Source organism: Dactylosporangium sp. NPDC050688, from assembly GCF_040654515.1.
Taxonomy (GTDB): domain Bacteria; phylum Actinomycetota; class Actinomycetes; order Mycobacteriales; family Micromonosporaceae; genus Dactylosporangium.
This window is the reverse complement of sequence record NZ_JBFAIC010000003.1, coordinates 220,255-237,291: the sequence shown is the minus strand read 5'-3', so window position 1 is coordinate 237,291 and position 17,037 is coordinate 220,255. Positions and strand designations below refer to the sequence as shown.

Below are 17,037 nucleotides of genomic sequence, written 5' to 3'. Positions count from 1 at the left end.
CGCGGGTCGACCGGACGTTCACCGCCGGTTCGCCACCGCGGCCTGCGGATCCGCGGCGGCGGCCGTGGTGCGCTCGTGCCGGCGGGCCAGCAGCAGCACCGGCAGCGCCAGCGCCTGCAGCGCGCCGCCCACGACGTACGAGGCCGGGTAGCCGGACAGGTCCGCGACCCGGCCCAGGGCGGGCTGCGTCACCACGGCGCCGCCGGAGGAGGCCAGCGAGTCGAAGGACAGCACCGTGGCGCGCTGCCCCGACGGCACGAGGCTGTTGAGGTACGCCTGCCGCGACGGCAGGATCGCCGCCGACACCATGCTCGACGCGGCGAGCAGCGCCATCGCCACCGGCACCGACCCCGCCGGCCCGGACCCGACCAGGCCCAACCCGGCCAGCAGCGCGCCGTTGAGCAGCACCCCGGCGATGACGACGGACATGCGTCGGCGAAACAGCGACCGCATCGCCAGCGCCAGCACCCCGCCGACCGTCTGCGCCGCCGCGTTGAGCGCGGCCGCGATCCCGAGCAGCCCGTAGGCGCGCCGGTCGCCGGCCAGGTGCAGCAGGTACGGCTTCATCGTGAACGCGACGTAGTAGCCCACCCCGGCGGCGACGGCCGAGCCGAGCATCACCCAGCGCACCGCGGGCCGCCCCCAGCCGTGCCGCACCGACTCGGCGAGGACCCGGCGGGCCTCGCGCAGCGGGCCGGCGGTCCGCCGCGGCGTGAAACCCACGTCGTGCATCACCCGCCAGGCCACGACGGTGAGGACCAGCAGCAGCCCGGCCCGGACGAGGAACGGCACGCCGACGTCCGTGGCCTGTGCCACGTAGGCGCCACCGAGCGACCCGGCGAGGGTGCCGAGCCCGGCCACCACCTGCCCGCGGGCGAACACCCGCTCCAGCGGCGCGTCGTCGCGCAGATGGTGCAGGGCGTCGACCAGCCACGCCTCGATGGCGCCGGAGAAGAACGTGAAGCCGAGCGCGAGCGCCAGGGACGCCGCCGCCCACGCCCACGTGCCCGCGTGCAGGCGCCAGGCCAGCCAGTACAGCAGGGTGGTGACCGTCAGGGTGCCGCCGCCGAGCAGGTACGACGTCCGGCGCCCCCACGTGTCGGCGACGGACCCGGTCGGGATCTCGAACACCGCGTGGCCGAGCGTGAAGCACGCGTTGGCCAGCAGCGCCTCGGTGTTGCTGAGCCCCGCCTCGAACAGCAGCAGCGAGTTGATGCCCCAGACGAACGTGACGGCCAGGGTGTGCAGCAGCACCAGGGCGAGGTAGGTGCGTCGCACGCGGCGGCTCGTCACAGCCCCAGCTTAGAGACGGGCGCAGCGGCACGGTTGTCGATCCGACGGGTGGGAGGTTGCGGGCGGGTGGCACAGTGCTGGGCGTGCCCGCGATGCTCACCTGGCTGCGCGATCTGCCCCCCGGCTGGTTCGCGCTGCTGGCTCTGGTCGAGAACGCGGCGCTGGTCGGGGTGACCGCGCTGCTCGGGCACTGGGTGCTGCGGCTGCCGGGCGCGCACCGGGTGACCGCGCCGCCCGGCCCGGTCAGCCGCCTGGAGCTGGGCCTGGTCGCGGGCGCGACGGTGCTCAACACGGTGGTCACGGTGGCCGGCTGGTGGCTGTGGCGGGCCGGGGTCATCACGTTCACGCTGCCGCTGGACTGGCGGGCACCGGCCGACCTGGCGGTGCTGGTCGTGGTGATGGATGTGCTGCTGTACGCGGGGCACGCCGCCGCGCACGTGCGGTGGCTGTTCCCGTACGCGCACCGGCTGCACCACGTCTTCGCCGACGCCCGCCCGATCACGCTGTTCGCGCTGCACCCGGTCGAGGTGCTCGGCTTCGGCGGGGCGTGGCTCGTCGTGCTGGCCGTGCACCCGTTCTCGGTGTGGGCGCTCGGCGCGTACACGGTGCTGAACCTGCTCTTCGGCATCCTCGGCCACCTGGGCGTGGAGCCGCTGCCGCAGCGGGTGCGCGCCGGGGCCGTGTTCCGGTGGGTGGCCACGCCCGCCATGCACGCCGGGCACCACGCGACGCCGCGGTACAACCTCGGCTTCTACACGACCGTGTGGGACCGGCTGTTCGGCACGCTCGACCCGCACTACGACGCGCGCCGCACCGGCGCCCTGCCCTTTGCCGACACAACGGCCATCGAAATCCCGACAGCGCCGCCGGCTGGATGATCCAGAATGGTGGCTCCACCCCCGGAACCCACTCGTCCCCCCGACACGGAAAGAAGCGCCACGACCATGCGAGCCATCCGAACCATCGTTGCCGCCACGGCCATGCTCCTGCTCGGAGCTGGGCTCGCCGGTTGCTCGTCGCAGGCCGACGACCTGGAGAAGCAGCTGAAGAAGGCCGGCTACACCAACGTCTCCGCCGAGGCCGACTACGACCAGGTCTACAACAAGAAAAAGAAGAAGAACGAGAAGAAGCTCGACGACTACGAGGCCGAGGCGAAGGCCGGCAACTGCGACGTGGAGATCGAGCAGGACTCCGGCGACGACGACTACGTGATCGAGACCGCCGCCGGCAAGGACGTCAACTTCACCAACCTCACCGCGTCGGCGCTCATCGCCGAGCTCGCCAAGCAGGGCGTCACCTGCTGAACCTTCCGCGCCGGCGGTCCGGGCGGTCCGTGCGTTCGCGCGGCTGCCCGGCCCCGGCGTCCGCCGTCTTGTAGGTGACCAGCGGCACCGTGGTCGCCACCGGCGTGGCCAGGCGGTGCTCGACGAGGTCGCCGATGACCTGCTCGATGCGCTTGTACGCGGTCGGCGCCTCCTCGAACAGCAACTGCCGGTCGCCGCACACGACCAGCGACCCGACCGGGGTGCGGCGCAGCTCCTCCACCGTGTGCTTGGCCTTGCCGCGGCGCAGCGCGTCGGCGCGGGACATCTTGCGGCCCGCGCCGTGCGCCACCGAGTGGTTGGCCTCCGCGCCGGCGTGCGCGGCGACCAGGTAGGACGGGGTGCCGCGGGTGCCGGCGACCAGCACGTCCCGGCCGTCGCCCGGCGCGGCGCCCTTGCGGTGCAGGTACACCCCGTCGCGGACCTCGACAAGGTTGTGGCACTGGTCGACGACCGGCTCGGCAGGCTGCGCCCCGAGCGCGAGCGCGACCCGGGCGGCGAGGAGCCGCCGGTTGAGCGACCCCCAGCGCACCGCGTCGTCGTGCGCCGCCAGGTACGCGGCCGGGTCGGCGGCCGGGCCCGCACCGTGGACCTCGGTGTGCGCGCGCAGGATCCGCTCGCCGAAGCCGCGGGAGCCGCTGTGCACGACCAGGACGAGGTCGCCGGCGGCGAGCCCGAGCCGGGCCGCGTGCGCCGCGTCCAGGACGGTGCCGACCCGGGCCAGCTCGACGAAGTGGTTGCCGCGCCCGACGGTGCCGAGACCCTCGGTGTGGCCGCCCGGGATGCCGGCGGCGATGCCGCCGGTGCCGCCGGGCACCGCCGCCCAGGCCGGGTCGCCGTCGCCGGGGCCGAGGGGCACGTCGAGGTCGGGGAACCGGGCGGCGAGCCGCTCGGGCACGACCCGTTTGAGGCTGATCGGGAACACGGCGATGCCGCAGCCGATGTCGGAGCCGACGAGCAGCGGATACAGCACGGTCGAGGTCATCGCCGCGCCGATCGGGGCACCCTTGCCCGGGTGCAGGTCGGGCATGCCGGCGATGTGGAGCATGCCGTCGAGCGCGGCGACCTGGTGGCACTGCGCGACGGCGTCGGACTCGATCCAGCTGGTGGGTCCGGCGAACACGGTGACGGTGGCGGGGACGGTCTGGTGGTGGGGCACGGACGCTCGCTTCGCTTTCGCGGGAAGAAGGAGGAACAGGGCGGCTGGGTGCGTCCGTCAGAGCGTCATGCCGTCCACGATCGGGCAAGGGCGGCGGCCCGGCAACCAGATTTCGGCTCGGCCGCGGCCGCGCCGCCCCAGCAGTTCCCCGAAAAAGCGGTCAGTCCAGGGTGAACGTGGCGTCGGCGCGGCCGGCCGCGTCGCTGACGGCCTGCACGTACAGCAGGCCGCCGCTGGCGCGCACGTACCGGCCGGGGTAGTTCTGCGACTCGAACGAGACCGCGGTGCCGCTGGCCAGGCCGGCCCGGCGGAAGAAGCTGGCGTCGGCCTTGAAGCCGGCCGAGCCGTCGTTGCGCTCGACCCACACCTCGAAGTTGCGGTGCCGCAGGTAGTAGCCGGGGAAGTTGGTCGACTCCAGCGACACGGTGCCGGCGCCGCCGAGCCCGGTGACGATGCGGAACTGCGCGTCGGCGAGCGGGCTGACGTCGGCGTCGACGCGGCCGCGGTAGTTGTAGTGCCGCACGAAGCGGCCCGGGTTGCTGTACGACTGCAGCCGCACCGGCGTGACCCCGTCGGGCACCGGGATGCCGAAGTTGGGGGTGCCGTCGGCGTTCCAGTACAGCTTCTGCACGCGGGTGCGCCGGTTCGGGTCGTTGAGCGGGTCGCCGCTGATCTCGCGGTAGCTGCGGTCGTGGTACACGAGGATGTCGCTCTGCCCGTCCTCGGACACGGTGAACGAGTTGTGGCCGGGGCCGTACTGGCCGGTCGCGGCGTTGCTGGTGAAGACCGGGTTGGGGCTCTTCACCCAGGACGCGGCGCTGAGCAGGTTCGCCGACGCCGAGGCGGTGAGCAGGCCGAGGCAGTAGTTCGCGTCGGTGGCGCTGGCGGAGTACGTGAGGAAGATCCGCCCGTTGCGCTGGATGACGGTGGGCCCCTCGTTGACGGCGTAACCGCGCCGCTCCCAGTCCAGGGTCGGGGTCGCGATCCGCACCGGGGTGCCGGTGATGGTCCACGGGTTCGTCATGCGGGCGATGTACACGTTGGAGTTGGTGGCGATGCCGGGCTCGGCCTGGGCCCAGACGAGGTACCGCACACCGCCGGCGACGAACGTGGAGGCGTCCAGCGCGAACGTGTCCCAGGCGGTGGTGATGCGGCCCTTCTCGGTCCAGGTCGCGGTCAGCGGGTTCGCGCCGGTGCCCTCCAGGACGTACATGCGGATCGCCCACACGTTGTCGGTGGCGCCGGCGGCGAAGTACACGTACCACTTGCCGTCGATGAAGTGGATCTCCGGCGCCCAGATGTGCGCGCCCATGACGCCGCTGGCGTGCTTGCGCCAGATGACGGTCTCCGCGGCCGTGGACAGCCCCTGCAGCGTCGTGGCCCGGCGCAGGACGATGCGGTCGTACTCGGGGACCGTCGCGGTGAAGTAGTAGTAGCCGTCGGTGTGCCGGACGATCTGGCTGTCGGCGCGCTGGTTGACGAGGGGGTTCGTGTACTGCACGGCGGGCGACGCGACGGCCGCGACCGGCGCGAGCACGAGCACGGCGGCGGCCGCGACCATCGCGGTGAACGCGGCGAGCAGGCGTCTTGGCATGAGGACTCCTCGTGGCGGCGGGGGTACGTCATGTTTGCGCTCACATCACCACTTGTCAACGTCTGCGTGGCTGGTGTTGTGAACGCCAACACGACCGCGCGCTACGGGACCAGGTCGCGGGTGCCCCTCGGCGTCGACGGGTTGCACCGGCGGATCCGCGCCGCGGTCAGCCGGGAGCCGGTGACGAGGCCGTAGCGGCGCACCGCCTCGAGCCCGTAGTTGCTGCACGTCGGGATCTGCCGGCACCGGGTCGGCAGGTGCGGCGACAGCCAGCGCTGGTACCCGCGGATCGCCACCATCCCGGCCCGCCCGGGCCCGCTGGCCCGGCTGCGCGGACGTTTCCCGGGCGCGCTGAGCGCCATCGTGCCGAGCAGCATCGTGCCCAGCATGAAGTTGCAGTCACACCCGCCGATGTCGCATCCGTCGCACCCGTCGCAGCCCGGCACGTCGCACCCGTCCCACCACCGCGACCGCCGTTGCTGCTGGTCCTGTGTCTCCTCCACGGCCGGCATTCTCGCCGCGCGCCAGGCACGTGATCAAGGCTCCTGTCGACTGTCTGTCGTTTCCCACCGCTTCCGGGCCGACCGCCGGGCGGGCGCGTGGTGGCTACAGTCGTCCCATGGGGACCGACATGGGGACTGGCAGCGGCACGGACGGCGGCACGGACGGCGGCACGGACGGCGGCACGGACACCGGCGGCTTCATCGGCGGTGGCACGGAGGGTGACGCCGGCTGGGAGCCACGGTCGCGGGTCGGTGCGGTGGTGGCGGCGCTGCTGGTGGGGGACGAGGACGCGGCCGAGCAGGTGGCCGAGGAGCCGCGCGACGACCGGGACCCGCTGGTCCTGGCGGCCGCGATCCGGCTCGCCGTGCGCAGCCTGTTCGACGAGGACACCCCGCCCGAGGCGATCGCCGAGGCGGTCGCGGTGATGGCCCGCGACGTCGAGGTCGACCAGGACGCGGCCGTCGCGCTCATCCAGGCCCAGCTCGGCCCGGAGGACCCGCAGACCGACCCGCTCGCGGCGTTCCCGCCGCAGGTCGTGATCGACACCACATGGTCGGTGTTCGGCTACCTGTGCGAGCAGCGGCTCGGGCGCGAGGACTCCCTCGAACTCATCGCGCAGGCCGAGCGCGAGACCCTGGAGCCGCGGCCCGAGCCCGGGACCCTGTAACCGACGGTCGGTCAACAGTCGCCGAACGGCGGTTTCCACCGCGGGGGCGGTGTGCGAGCATCCACGCCAGCAAATGCCGATGGCGCTGGGAGTGGACCGAATTGGTGGAGCGGATCATCGTCGCGTTCGAGGGGCCCGGCGCCGGCGCCGGGCCCCTGACGTGGGGGCAGCAGCAGACGTGGGCCGCGATGGTCGAGATCGACTCGTCGATGAGCATGGGCGGCGCGGTGCCCGTCAGCGACGGGCGCACGGTCGAGGACTTCGCCGCCGAGCTGCGGTTCTTCATGTGCCGGTACGCGGCGATGCGGACCCTGCTGCGCTTCGGCGACGACGGCACGGTGACCCAGGAGGTGTTCGGCTCCGGCGAGACCGCGCTGGTGGTCCTCGACGCCGCCGACGACGAGGACCCCGCGGCGCACGCCGAGGCCCTCGCCACGCAGTGGCGGCAGCACAAGTTCGACTACGCCACGGAGTGGCCGCTGCGCATGGGCGTGGTCCGCCACCGCGGCGCCGTCACCCATGTCGTGGCGCTGATGTGCCACATCGCCGCCGACCTCGGCGGGGTCGCGGTGATGATGCGCGAGCTCGCCGGGCGAGACCCGGTGACCGGCGCGCCGGCCGGGCCGTACGAGGCGCCCCAGCCCCTCGACCTGGTCCGCCTGCAGCATGAGCCGGCGATGACCCGGCAGACCGCCGCGGCGATGCGGTACTGGGAGTCGCACCTGCGCACCATCCCGGCCTCGCTGTTCGACGCCCCCGCGGATCGGGGCGAGCCCGTGTACTGCAGGCTACGGTGGCAGTCGCGGGCGATGCACGTGGCCTCCGGTGCGGTGTCCGACCGGCTGGGCGCGGACCCGGCGTGGGTGCTGCTCGCCGCGTTCGCGGCCGGGCTGGACCGGCTGCGGCCGGGCCGCGGGCCGTTCGTCGCGATCAACATCATCAGCAACCGGTTCCGTCCGGCGCTGCGCGACGTGGTCAGCCCCATCACCCAGGACGGGCTGTGCGTGCTGGACGTCGCCGGCGTGAGCGCCGAGGAGGCGGTCGCCCGGGCCCGCACCGCGTCGATGAGCGCGTCGAAGCACGCGTACTACGACCCGGCGGCCCGCGCGGCGCTCACCGAGCGGATCAGCCGCGAGCGCGGCGAGCACCTCGACCTCACCCTGATCTACAACGACCGCCGCACCGGGCTCCCGTCCGGTGGCGCGGGATCCGTGCCGGAGCAGACGCAGGTGCTGTCGGAGGAGCCGCTGCCGTCGCTCGGGCCGAAGCTCATGGTCGTCGTCGAGGACGTGCCGGACGTGGTGCGCCTCAGCGTGGACGTCGACACCCGGTACCTGTCGCTGCCGGACCTGCGGGCGCTGCTGCACGAGATGGAGGCGTTCGTGGTGACCGCGGCCGCGGGGCAGCCGGTGGCGTAATCGCGGCGCGGCTGGTCACCCTCGCGGGTACCGCTGAGAGGGCGTGCCGGGCCTTACCGAAGGGCCCGGCACGCCCTGGCCGTCAGCAGGCGCCCTGGTCCTCCCAGACGCCCCACTGCCCGGTGGTCGTCGGGCTCTCGCCCAGCGTCCACCACTTCGCGCGGTACTTGCGGCCGGCGTGCTGCACGAACGTGTCGACGGTGTACACGGTGGTCGCGTTCCACACCGGCAGGGAGGCGCAGCCGGTGGACGGGCTCGGCGACGTCGACCGGCTCGGCGAGACCGAGACCGAGACCGACGGTGACACCGACGGCGAGCGGGACGCCGACGGCGACACCGACGCCGACGGTGACGTGCCGGAGCAGGCGCCCTGGTCGACCCAGACCGCGTTGCCGCCGGGGGTGTCGCCCTGCGTCCACCACTGCGCCTTCCACGTGTGGCCGTTGTGGGAGACCAGGTTGCCGCCGTTGTACACGGTGGACGCCGACCACGCCGGCGCGGTGCAGGTGCCGGTCGACGGGTTGCCCGACACGGTGGGCGAGACGGTCGGCGCGGTGCCGCCGCGGCCGTGGTCCGCCGCGAGGGCGTAGGTCTGGCCGCCGAAGGTGAGCGTGAAGTTCGACGGGCCCGAGATCGGCAGCTGGTAGTTGAGGGTGACCTCGGCGTACGAGCCCGCCGCGATCGCCGGCACGGTCAGCCGCACCCGGTGGAAGTCGCCCTTGAGCCCGCCGACGTTGCTGCCGGTGTGCCCGGTCGACACGACGGTCAGCGCCCAGCCGGACTGCTGGCCGAGGTTGCCCGGCGCGGTGGTCGGGTAGTCGAACTCCAGCTGCGCCCCGGCCGGGATCGTCGCGCCGGTGTTGTTGACCAGCCGCAGCTCCGGGTTGATCGGGTAGTTGTTGTCGCCGAGGGCGAACCCGCCGACCTGCACCCCGACGTTGAGCGTCTGCGCCGGCAGCGTGATGTTCGACTTGCGGGCGCCGTACGGCGAGGCCGTTTTGAACTTGTCGTAGAGCAGGTTCGTCAGGGTGTTGCCGATGTAGTACTCGTTGCGGGTCGCGTCCCAGGCGTAGTCACCGGCGAGCTCCCAGATCATGACGCCGCCGATGCCCTTGTTCACCACGTAGTCGGCCTTCACGCCGAGCGACTGGTCGTCCTCGGTGGACAGGAAGACGCCCTTCTGCGCGTTCCACAGCCACGGTGCCACCAGGGCGCTGGAGTAGTTGCGGGCGTAGGTGCCGCTGATGCGGTCCTCCGGGTCGGTCGCCGGGGTCAGCCCGTACGCCTCCAGGTAGCTGCCGGCCCGCCCGTCCTGCAGGTTCTTCGCGTGCCACATCGGGTTGGCGCCGGCCGGGACCTCGGCGTTGAGCTCGACGTCGTGCCACAGGTTGTCGATGCCGACCGCGCCGTTGCCGCACGGGGTCGTCGAGCCGATCGCCCCGCCGGTGCCGGCCGGGCACTTCGTCTGGTCCGGCAGCGCCGCGCGCCCCCACAGGCCGTTGGTGCCGCCGGTGACGCCGCGCCAGCCGCGGGTGTAGTACGGCACGCCGATGTTGATCCGGCCGGACTGCATCGCGCCGCGGAAGTAGTGGTACGCCCAGTCGGTGTTGAGGTAGCCGATGTTGGAGTACGCGCCGTACACGCCGCCCTGGGACAGCTCGGCGTCGTCGCCGTTGTCGTACAGCGCCGCGTTCGGGCCGACGAAGTGGTTCCACGAGCCGTGCAGGTCGTAGGACATGATGTTGACGTAGTCGAGGTACTGCAGCGCCTGGTAGGACTCCAGGCCGCGCAGCAGCCAGCCGGACGCGGGCGCGGCGACGGTCACCATGTAGTACCGGCCGTCGGTGGCCGCGGCGGCGTCGAGCTTCTCCCGCAGCGTCTTCATCAGCACGTGGTAGGAGGCGTTGAGCCCGGCCCGCTTCGCGTCGGCCTGCGCGAAATCGAGGGGGTTGCCGGCCTTGGCGTTGGAGGTCGGGTACTCGTAGTCGATGTCGACGCCGTCGAAGCCGTACGTGCGCAGGAACGCCACGACCGAGTCGGCGAAGGTGTTGATGCCGGCGAGGTTGATGCTGTTGTCGGCGTTGGTGGTCATCCGGTAGAAGCCGCCGGAGTCGACGCGCTCGCCGTTGTCGCCGAAGTAGCCGCCGGTCTCGGCCCAGCCGCCGACGCTGATCAGCGTCTTGACCGCGGGGTGCTGCTTCTTGAACTTGTTGAGCAGGTTGAAATGGCCGGTGTAGGAGTACGCCGGGTCCATCTCCGCGCCGGCGGTGCCGGGCCAGGTCATGTTCGTCGCCGCGTTGTTCGCCGCCGTCGGGGTGCCGACGGAGATCTTGTTGGCGCCGTCGACGTGCGCGAACGCGTAGTTGATGTGGGTGACCTTGTCCCACGGGATCTGGCTGGCCAGGTACGCGGGCGCGCCGTTCTTGCCGGTCCGCCAGCTGGTGAAGTAGCCGATGATGCGGCGGCCGTGGTCGGCGCCGAGGTTCTCCCGCCCGTTGGTGTCGTACACGTTGCAGTACGGCACCGTCACGCCCGGCGTCGGGTAGAGCCCGTCCGGCCGGCAGGCGGCGTGGTCGACCTCCGCGCTGGCGGTGGTCACGAAGAACGCCGCGGAGGCGGCCACCAGGGCGGCCGTCGCGGCGGACAGGAGGTGCAGGGCACGTCGTCGCATGAAACCCCTCGCCAACCGTTAAGAAAGTTAACAATAAAGTGTCATAGATGTATAGCGGCCATCGACGAAGGTGCGCAAGAGGAAGGCTTAACGGCGCCTTAGTACGCGACTTATTTTCTGCGCGTCACGGCCCGGTACAGGTTGCGCATGGCGAGGATGGAGGACCGGACCTCCTGGAGCAGCTCGGTGGTGGCCAGGGGCCGCCCCCACTCGGCCGTCGCGGCGTCGTCCATGCCGACCGTCTCGATGCCGCAGCCGTACGCGCGGCCGAGCAGCCGGACCGCGTCGCAGTGCTGGTGCTGCACGTAGGGGGCGTTGGTCACCAGCAGCACCCGGTCCTGCGGGCCCGGCGTGTGCACGTGCTCCGCCCAGCCGAGCAGCGTGCACGCGGTGCTGGCGCGCAGCGGCGGCCGGGTCGACGCGGCGGCGAGGACGTGCGCGTCGCGGTCCGGCCACACCTGGTGCCACCAGCCGTCCCCGGTGTGCGTCACCGGCGGCTCGGGCAGGTCGAGGAAGCGGCGCAGCGCGGCCGTCATCATGTCGGCCTCGGTGTCCAGCGGGCCGAGGCCCAGGCGGATGCCCTCGCGGTGCTCCCGGTCGTCGCGCCACCTGAGGCTGCCCAGCCCGGCGACGGTGCCGGCCTTCAGCCCGCCGGCCAGGAGCCGGGCGGCGTAGTCGACCCGGCCGAGGGTGACCCGGATGCCGCCGCCGAGGATCACGACGTGGTCGTAGGTGTCGTGGGCGGGCCGCGGGTGGCCGCCGAGCCCGAGCGCGCCGATCTGCTCGCGGAGCCGCTCGTCGACGCCGGGGCCGTAGCCGACGCGGGCCGTGTCGAACCGCTCCCGCACGCCGGCCCGGAAGTCCCAGACCGCGGAGAACTCCGCGACGGCGTCCAGCAGCGCCGCCGTGCCGGCCCCCTCGGGCGGCTCGCCGCCGAAGTGGGTGACCAGCCCGCGCATCGCCGGCGAGGTGACCCAGCCGTGGACGAAGGCGGCGACGGCCTCGGGGTCGGGCCCGCCGGGCTCGCACGGCGGCAGCGTCATCCCGGCAGCCTACAAGACGGCGAACCGTGCCCGGCTCTGCTCCATAGTGGACAGTGCCGGGGCGTGTCGCGATGATCGACTCCGAGATACGGTGTCGATACGCTCACGCCCCGGAGGTGCCCCCGCATGACGACCGCAGCACTCGCCCGCGGTGCGAACACCACGATCGACGAGACGGCGGTCACGGCGCTGGTCGCCTGGCGGTCCGGCGCGGCGGTGGACGCGTGCGCGCTGCTGGTCGGCGAGAGCGGCAAGGTGCGCGGCGACGCGGACTTCGTGTTCTACAACCAGCCGCGCGACGGCTCCGGCGCCGTCTCGCTGAGCACCGACGGCGCCCGCACGGCGACCCTCGCCGTCGACCTGGCACGGGTCCCGGCCGACGTCGGCAGCGTCGTCGTCGCCGGGTCGATGGACACCGGCACGTTCGACGCGGTGCCGGGGCTCGAGGTCACCGTCAAGGGCCGGCGCGGGCAGGTCGTCGCGCGGTTCCCGGTGCGCGACGTGGAGCCGGTCACCGCGATGGTGTTCGGCGAGTTCTACCGGCGGCAGGGGCGGTGGAAGTTCCGCGCCATCGGGCAGGGCTGGGACTCGGGCCTGGAGGGCCTGGCGACCGCCTACGGCGTCACGGTCGACGCCGACCCCGACCCCGACCTCGCGGTGCCGCCCGCCGCCACCCCGGCGGTGCGGGCCGACTGGTACGTCGCCCCGGACAACCCGGCGTTGCTGCGCTGGTGGGACGGCACCGAGTGGAGCGTGCAGACGGTGCCGCTCATCCACGACACGCCCGCCGTCTGCGGCCGGTGCGGCGGCCCCAAGTACCGCAGCTACGCCGGCGTGCCGTCCACCTGCCGCCGCTGCGACCCGGAGATCGCAGGCGTGCTCAACGTCTGGCGTGCCCGCGCCGCCAGGGTCCTCGCCGCGACCGGCACGGCCGCGCCCGCCTGGTCCCAGCTGTGGGCGGAGCTGCGCTACCACCGGGTGCGCGAGGAGGCCGGCCGGGAGGCGCTGCGCCCGGCCGCCCTGCACCACCTGCACCAGCTGCTGACGTTCGCGTTCGCCGACGGGGTGATCGAGCAGCACGAGATGGACGCGTTCGACGACGCGGTCCGCGCGCTCGGCGTGGTCGACCCCGCGATCAGCCAGCTGCGCCGCCGGCTGCGGCGCGGCCTGGATCTCGGCCTGATCAGCGGCGGCGACGTGCCCCGGGTCACGTCCAGCACCCTGCACCTCGACGCGGACGAGATCCTGCACCTGGAGGTGCCGGCGACGCGGGTACGGCAGCTGGCCAGCGGCACCCGCCGCAACAGCGGCCGGCTCATCGTCACCAACACCAAGCTGCGCTTCGTCGGCGAGGGCGCCGGCGCCGACCTCGCCTGGGCGAAGGTCCTCGAGGCCCGCCCCGAGTACGGCACCGTGGTCGTCGCCGCCACCACCTCCCGCGGCGGCGGCACCTACGAGGTCGGCGACCCCGAGTACGTGGCCGCCGTCCTCACCGGCGTGCTGAAGATCGCGAAGCGGATCGCCACGGTGCCCGGCCAGCGCGACTCCCGCTCCGTGCCGCCGGCGATCCGGGCCGAGGTGTGGCGCCGCGACGGTGGGGCGTGCGTGGAGTGCCAGGCCACCGAGTACCTGGAGTTCGACCACGTCATCCCGTGGAGCCGCGGCGGCGCGACCAGCGCCGGCAACCTGCAGCTGCTGTGCCGCCGCTGCAACCTCGCCAAGGGCGCCCGGATCTAGCGCTCCACCTTGAGCTGCAGCCAGGCGGCCAGGTCGGCGATCTCGGCGTCGACGGCGGCGGCCGTCGCCGGGCTGAACGGCTCGTCCTCGTGGACGGCGTGCACCCGCAGCACCCCGGCCCTGCGGTCCGCGGCCGCGTCGAGCTTGCCGACGAGCCGGTCGCCGTGCAGGATCGGCAGCGCGTAGTAGCCCCAGCGGCGCTTCGCGACCGGCTTGTACATCTCCAGGCCGTAGTCGAAGCCGAACAGCTCCACGGTCCGCTTCCGGTCGTGGATGAGCCGGTCGAACGGCGACAGCAGCGCCGCCCGCCCCACGAACGGCTCGCCGAGCCGCCCGAGCTGCTCCGGATCCACTCGCCAGGTGCCCTTGACCCCGTCCACGACGGCCTGCTCGCCGGCGTCGCCGACGTCCCACGGCTCGATCGGCACCTGCGTCGTCTTCGCCCGCGCGATCCCGAGCGCCCGCAGCCGCCGCTCACTGCGCCGCCGGGGCGCCTCCTCCGCGGGGACCGGCGGGTCGTGCGGGTACACCCGCTCCGCCAGGTCCCACAGCCGGTCCCGCCCCCGCCGCCCGGCGACCGCGACCTCCCCGAGCGCCGCCATCAGGTCCAGCAGCCGGATCACGTTCTGGTCGTTGGTCCAGCCCGTCGACGCCCACGGCACGGCGCACGTGTCGGGGATGACCCGCGACGGCAGCGGCCCCTCCGCGGCGAGCCTGGCGAGGATGTCACGCCGGCACGCGTCGTTGGCCCGGATCCAGTCGGGGTGCCGCCGGTACCTGAACGCCCCGGGCGCGTCGTCGCGGCGCAGCCGCATCTCCGCCCGGTACAGCGCGATGTCCTGCGCCGGCCGGACCGTCGCGGCCAGCTCGACCAGCTCCCGCCGCCCGAGCGCGTCCACGAGGTCCTGCGGCTGGTACGCGGCGCCGAGCCGGCTCCACGCCACGAGGTCGGCACTCGGTGCGACCGCCGCCGTCGGGTCGATCTGCAGCAGCGTCAGGTGCCGCACCAGCTCCACCAACCCGGCGGGCCGCACCCCGTCCAGCAACTGCGCCCGCACCGCGATCCGGCGCGCGTCGGCGAGGGACAACCGGTGCATGCTCATCACCGGAGGCTAGACGAGCGGTTCCGAACCCGGGACGCCCCTACGGATGTCACGTCACAACGCGACATCCACGGCGTGCACGAGCACCTCCCGACCGAGTCCAGATCCGCTTGAGGACCCCAGGTCGGTCAGGAGTCGGGTCAAGCCCTGCGGAAGGCGCATCAACATCGTGACCGTCGACGAGGACTGACCACGTGCCGCGGGCCGGCGGCACCGGGCGGTGCGGCGCCGGCCCGCGGCGGCGATCAGTGGCGCCGGTCAGTGGCGGTGCGGCAGGTGTGGCAGGTGGGGCAGGTGCGGCAGGTGCGGCAGGTGCAGCTCCACCGGCTCCGGCGGCAGGTCCTGCACGCCGGCGGCGACGGCCTCCTCGTGCCGGCGGTGTGCCGACGGCAGGGCGAGGGCCGCGACGACGGCCAGGGCGGCGACGCCGGCGCAGACCCAGAAGCCGGCGGTGAACGCGGTGTCGGTCGGCAGCCCGCGCGGCGTGCTGTGCGCGCTGATGACGGCGGCGACGACGGCGGTGCCGATGCTGCTGCCGATGGTCCGGGCGATGGTGTTGACGCTGCTGGCCTCGCCGGTCTGGGTCGCCGGGACGCTCTCGATGATGGCGTTGGACATCGCGGCGAACGACAGGCCGATGCCGGCACCGGTGAGCACGCCGGAGGCCACCACCTGCCACAGCGCGCCGTGCGACACCGCCGGCAGGGTGAACGCGGCGACGACCGCCAGCACGCCGAGGAACATCGGCACCTTCGGGCCGTAGCGGCGGTTGAGCAGGCCGGCGATCGGGCCGAACACCACCATCATGAGCACGGTCGGCAGCAGGAACAGCCCGGACTCCGACACCGACTTGCCGAAGCCGTACCCGGTGGCCGCGGGCAGCTGCAGCAGCGTCGGCACGAGCAGGAACGTGCCGAACATCGCGAAGCCGAGGATGAGCGCGACGAGGTCGGTGGCCCAGACGCCGCGGATGGACATCAGCCGCATGTCGACGAGCGGCTCGCGCACCCGCAGCTCGACCAGGACGAACCCGGCGAGGGCGACGGCGCCGAAGACGAGCAGCCCGACGGTCTTCGGGTCGGTCCAGCCCCACGCCTGGCCCTTGCTGATCGCCAGCAGCAGCGACACCAGCGACACCGACAGGATCGCCGCGCCGGGCACGTCGAGGCGGCCCGGGGTGCGCACCGGCGACTCCGGCATCCCGAAGATGGCGCCGAGCAGCGCGATCACGACCAGGACCAGCGGCAGCCAGAACAGCCAGTGCCAGGACAGGTGCTCCACGATCGGGCCGGCGCCGACGATGCCGACCCCGGCGCCGACGCCGAAGATGGCCGACAGCAGCCCGACGGTGACCGCGACCTTCTCGCGGGGCAGCTCGTCGCGGACGATGCCGATCGACAGGGGCAGGATCGCGCCGGCGGCGCCCTGCAGGGTACGCGCGACGATGAGCACCGCGAGGTTCGGGGCGAGCGCCGCCAGCAGCGTGCCGGCGGCGAGGACGGCCAGGACGCCGATGAGGACCCGGCGCTTGCCGGCCATGTCGCCGAGCCGGCCGAGGATCGGCGTGAGCACGGACGCGGACAGCAGGTAGGCGGTCAGGATCCAGCTGATGTCGGCGGTCGAGGCGGACAGGTCCTGGGCGATCGTCGACATCGCCGGCGCCACCAGCGACTGCAGCACCGCGAAGGCCAGGCCGCCGAGCGACAGGTACACCACCAGCAGGGTGCCGTTGGCGTGGCGTCCGGCGGCGACGGCCGGCGGCTCGATGGTTCGGGTCATGTGGTCCTCGGGACGCTATGTAAACGATTGCTGACTTGCCCAGTATCCGGGGGCGGCGGGCTAAGTCAACAATTGTTTACGTCACACCGGAGGCCCGTTACCCTGGTGCCGGACGGGAGGACGCCATGACGACGAGCACTGCCGGCACGCGCCGCCGCGACGCCGCCGCGACCCGGCGGCTGCTGCTGGCCGCCGCCCGGCGCCGCTTCGCCGCCGACGGCTACACGGCCACCACCGTGCGGGACATCGCCACCGACGCGGGCGTCAACGTCGCGCTCATCAACCGGTACTTCACGTCGAAGGAGGGCCTGTTCGAGGCGTGCCTGACCGGCGTGGGTGACGAGCTCGGCCGCACCGTCGCGCAGGACATGCCGCTGGAGCGCATCCCGCTGGACATCGCGGCCCGGCTCGCCGGTCCGGACGCCGGCGAGTACCGCATCCAGTTGCTGCTGTTGTTGCGCTCCTCCGGCGACGAGCGGGCCGAACGGATCCGCGCCGACATCCTGCGCACCTTCGCCGACCGGCTGGCCACCGCCACCGGGTGGCGGCCCGGCGTCGCCGGCGCCGGCGAGCGCATGCTGCGCGCCCAGATCACCCTCGCCTCGGCGATGGGGATCACGCTGCTGCGCTCCTCCACGCTGGAGCCGCTCGCCTCGGCCGGCCAGGAGGAGCTGACCGGGCCGCTGCGCGACCTGTTCACCGCGCTGCTGCGACCCTGACCCGCAGGCCCCCACGCCCCGCGCGCTG

Annotated in this window: 14 protein-coding genes; 6 read left to right on the top strand and 8 right to left on the bottom strand. The window is 73.2% G+C overall.

Annotation, left to right across the window (positions count from 1 at the left end; genetic code table 11):
- Positions 1-18: 18 nt before the first annotated feature.
- Positions 19-1,278 carry an MFS transporter gene (locus AB0H83_RS05250; protein WP_360087117.1) on the bottom strand — a complete coding sequence of 420 codons (1,260 nt, stop codon included), beginning with the start codon at positions 1,276-1,278 and terminating at the stop codon, positions 19-21.
- A 107-nt stretch (positions 1,279-1,385) separates the two neighbouring features.
- Here AB0H83_RS05250 and AB0H83_RS05245 point away from each other — a divergent pair, with 107 nt between their 5' ends.
- Positions 1,386-2,171, top strand: a complete 786-nt coding sequence (locus AB0H83_RS05245; protein WP_360087315.1) for a sterol desaturase family protein — start codon at positions 1,386-1,388, stop codon at positions 2,169-2,171.
- A gap of 66 nt (positions 2,172-2,237) precedes the next feature.
- Positions 2,238-2,597 carry a hypothetical protein gene (locus AB0H83_RS05240; RefSeq protein ID WP_360087114.1) on the top strand — a complete coding sequence of 120 codons (360 nt, stop codon included), beginning with the start codon at positions 2,238-2,240 and terminating at the stop codon, positions 2,595-2,597.
- On the opposite strand, the gene AB0H83_RS05235 is transcribed toward AB0H83_RS05240, so the two are convergent.
- From AB0H83_RS05235 to yidD, 3 genes are all read right to left on the bottom strand, one after another.
- Entirely contained in the window at positions 2,587-3,774 is a 1,188-nt protein-coding gene (locus AB0H83_RS05235; RefSeq protein ID WP_360087111.1) for an RNA ligase RtcB family protein, read from the bottom strand. The two genes, AB0H83_RS05240 and AB0H83_RS05235, sit on opposite strands and share 11 nt — an antisense overlap.
- 160 nt (positions 3,775-3,934) lie before the next feature.
- Positions 3,935-5,368: a family 43 glycosylhydrolase gene (locus AB0H83_RS05230; protein ID WP_360087108.1), complete on the bottom strand. Its 1,434-nt coding sequence runs from the start codon at positions 5,366-5,368 to the stop codon at positions 3,935-3,937.
- 101 nt (positions 5,369-5,469) lie between these two features.
- Positions 5,470-5,871 carry a membrane protein insertion efficiency factor YidD gene (gene yidD, locus AB0H83_RS05225; protein WP_360087105.1) on the bottom strand — a complete coding sequence of 134 codons (402 nt, stop codon included), beginning with the start codon at positions 5,869-5,871 and terminating at the stop codon, positions 5,470-5,472.
- A 116-nt stretch (positions 5,872-5,987) separates the two neighbouring features.
- Between yidD and AB0H83_RS05220 the strand changes: the two genes are divergently transcribed.
- Both AB0H83_RS05220 and AB0H83_RS05215 read left to right on the top strand, forming a co-directional pair.
- Positions 5,988-6,539: a hypothetical protein gene (locus AB0H83_RS05220; RefSeq protein WP_360087102.1), complete on the top strand. Its 552-nt coding sequence runs from the start codon at positions 5,988-5,990 to the stop codon at positions 6,537-6,539.
- A gap of 104 nt (positions 6,540-6,643) precedes the next feature.
- Positions 6,644-7,957 (top strand): condensation domain-containing protein, encoded by a 1,314-nt coding sequence (locus AB0H83_RS05215; RefSeq protein WP_360087099.1) that lies wholly within the window; start codon positions 6,644-6,646, stop codon positions 7,955-7,957.
- An 82-nt stretch (positions 7,958-8,039) separates the two neighbouring features.
- Here AB0H83_RS05215 and AB0H83_RS05210 read toward each other — a convergent pair whose 3' ends face one another.
- Positions 8,040-10,628, bottom strand: coding sequence for a glycosyl hydrolase family 18 protein (locus AB0H83_RS05210; RefSeq protein ID WP_360087096.1), 2,589 nt, complete (start codon positions 10,626-10,628; stop codon positions 8,040-8,042).
- 110 nt (positions 10,629-10,738) lie between these two features.
- Positions 10,739-11,671 carry a hypothetical protein gene (locus AB0H83_RS05205; RefSeq protein ID WP_360087093.1) on the bottom strand — a complete coding sequence of 311 codons (933 nt, stop codon included), beginning with the start codon at positions 11,669-11,671 and terminating at the stop codon, positions 10,739-10,741.
- 126 nt (positions 11,672-11,797) lie between these two features.
- On the opposite strand from AB0H83_RS05205, the gene AB0H83_RS05200 reads away from it, so the two are divergent.
- Complete coding sequence (locus AB0H83_RS05200; RefSeq protein ID WP_360087090.1) at positions 11,798-13,408, top strand: TerD family protein; 1,611 nt, start codon at positions 11,798-11,800, stop codon at positions 13,406-13,408.
- Here AB0H83_RS05200 and AB0H83_RS05195 read toward each other — a convergent pair.
- A complete protein-coding gene (locus AB0H83_RS05195; RefSeq protein ID WP_360087087.1) occupies positions 13,405-14,511 on the bottom strand; it encodes a crosslink repair DNA glycosylase YcaQ family protein in 1,107 nt (368 codons plus the stop codon). The two genes, AB0H83_RS05200 and AB0H83_RS05195, sit on opposite strands and share 4 nt — an antisense overlap.
- Before the next feature lie 258 nt (positions 14,512-14,769).
- Positions 14,770-16,290, bottom strand: coding sequence for an MFS transporter (locus tag AB0H83_RS05190; RefSeq protein WP_360087084.1), 1,521 nt, complete (start codon positions 16,288-16,290; stop codon positions 14,770-14,772).
- Positions 16,291-16,415: 125 nt separating this feature from the next.
- Between AB0H83_RS05190 and AB0H83_RS05185 the strand changes: the two genes are divergently transcribed.
- On the top strand, positions 16,416-17,009 hold the full coding sequence (locus tag AB0H83_RS05185; protein ID WP_360087081.1) for a TetR family transcriptional regulator: 594 nt from the start codon (positions 16,416-16,418) through the stop codon (positions 17,007-17,009).
- Positions 17,010-17,037: the final 28 nt, after the last annotated feature.

Excerpts from the sequence above, each read along its gene's own strand:
- AB0H83_RS05195 (WP_360087087.1), bottom strand. The coding sequence starts at position 14,511 with ATGAGCATGCACCGGTTGTCCCTCGCCGACGCGCGCCGGATCGCGGTG.
- AB0H83_RS05200 (WP_360087090.1), top strand. The coding sequence starts at position 11,798 with ATGACGACCGCAGCACTCGCCCGCGGTGCGAACACCACGATCGACGAG.
- AB0H83_RS05230 (WP_360087108.1), bottom strand. The coding sequence starts at position 5,368 with ATGCCAAGACGCCTGCTCGCCGCGTTCACCGCGATGGTCGCGGCCGCC.
- AB0H83_RS05245 (WP_360087315.1), top strand. The coding sequence starts at position 1,386 with ATGCTCACCTGGCTGCGCGATCTGCCCCCCGGCTGGTTCGCGCTGCTG.
- AB0H83_RS05240 (WP_360087114.1), top strand. The coding sequence starts at position 2,238 with ATGCGAGCCATCCGAACCATCGTTGCCGCCACGGCCATGCTCCTGCTC.
- AB0H83_RS05220 (WP_360087102.1), top strand. The coding sequence starts at position 5,988 with ATGGGGACCGACATGGGGACTGGCAGCGGCACGGACGGCGGCACGGAC.
- AB0H83_RS05185 (WP_360087081.1), top strand. The coding sequence starts at position 16,416 with ATGACGACGAGCACTGCCGGCACGCGCCGCCGCGACGCCGCCGCGACC.
- AB0H83_RS05205 (WP_360087093.1), bottom strand. The coding sequence starts at position 11,671 with ATGACGCTGCCGCCGTGCGAGCCCGGCGGGCCCGACCCCGAGGCCGTC.
- AB0H83_RS05190 (WP_360087084.1), bottom strand. The coding sequence starts at position 16,290 with ATGACCCGAACCATCGAGCCGCCGGCCGTCGCCGCCGGACGCCACGCC.
- AB0H83_RS05210 (WP_360087096.1), bottom strand. The coding sequence starts at position 10,628 with ATGCGACGACGTGCCCTGCACCTCCTGTCCGCCGCGACGGCCGCCCTG.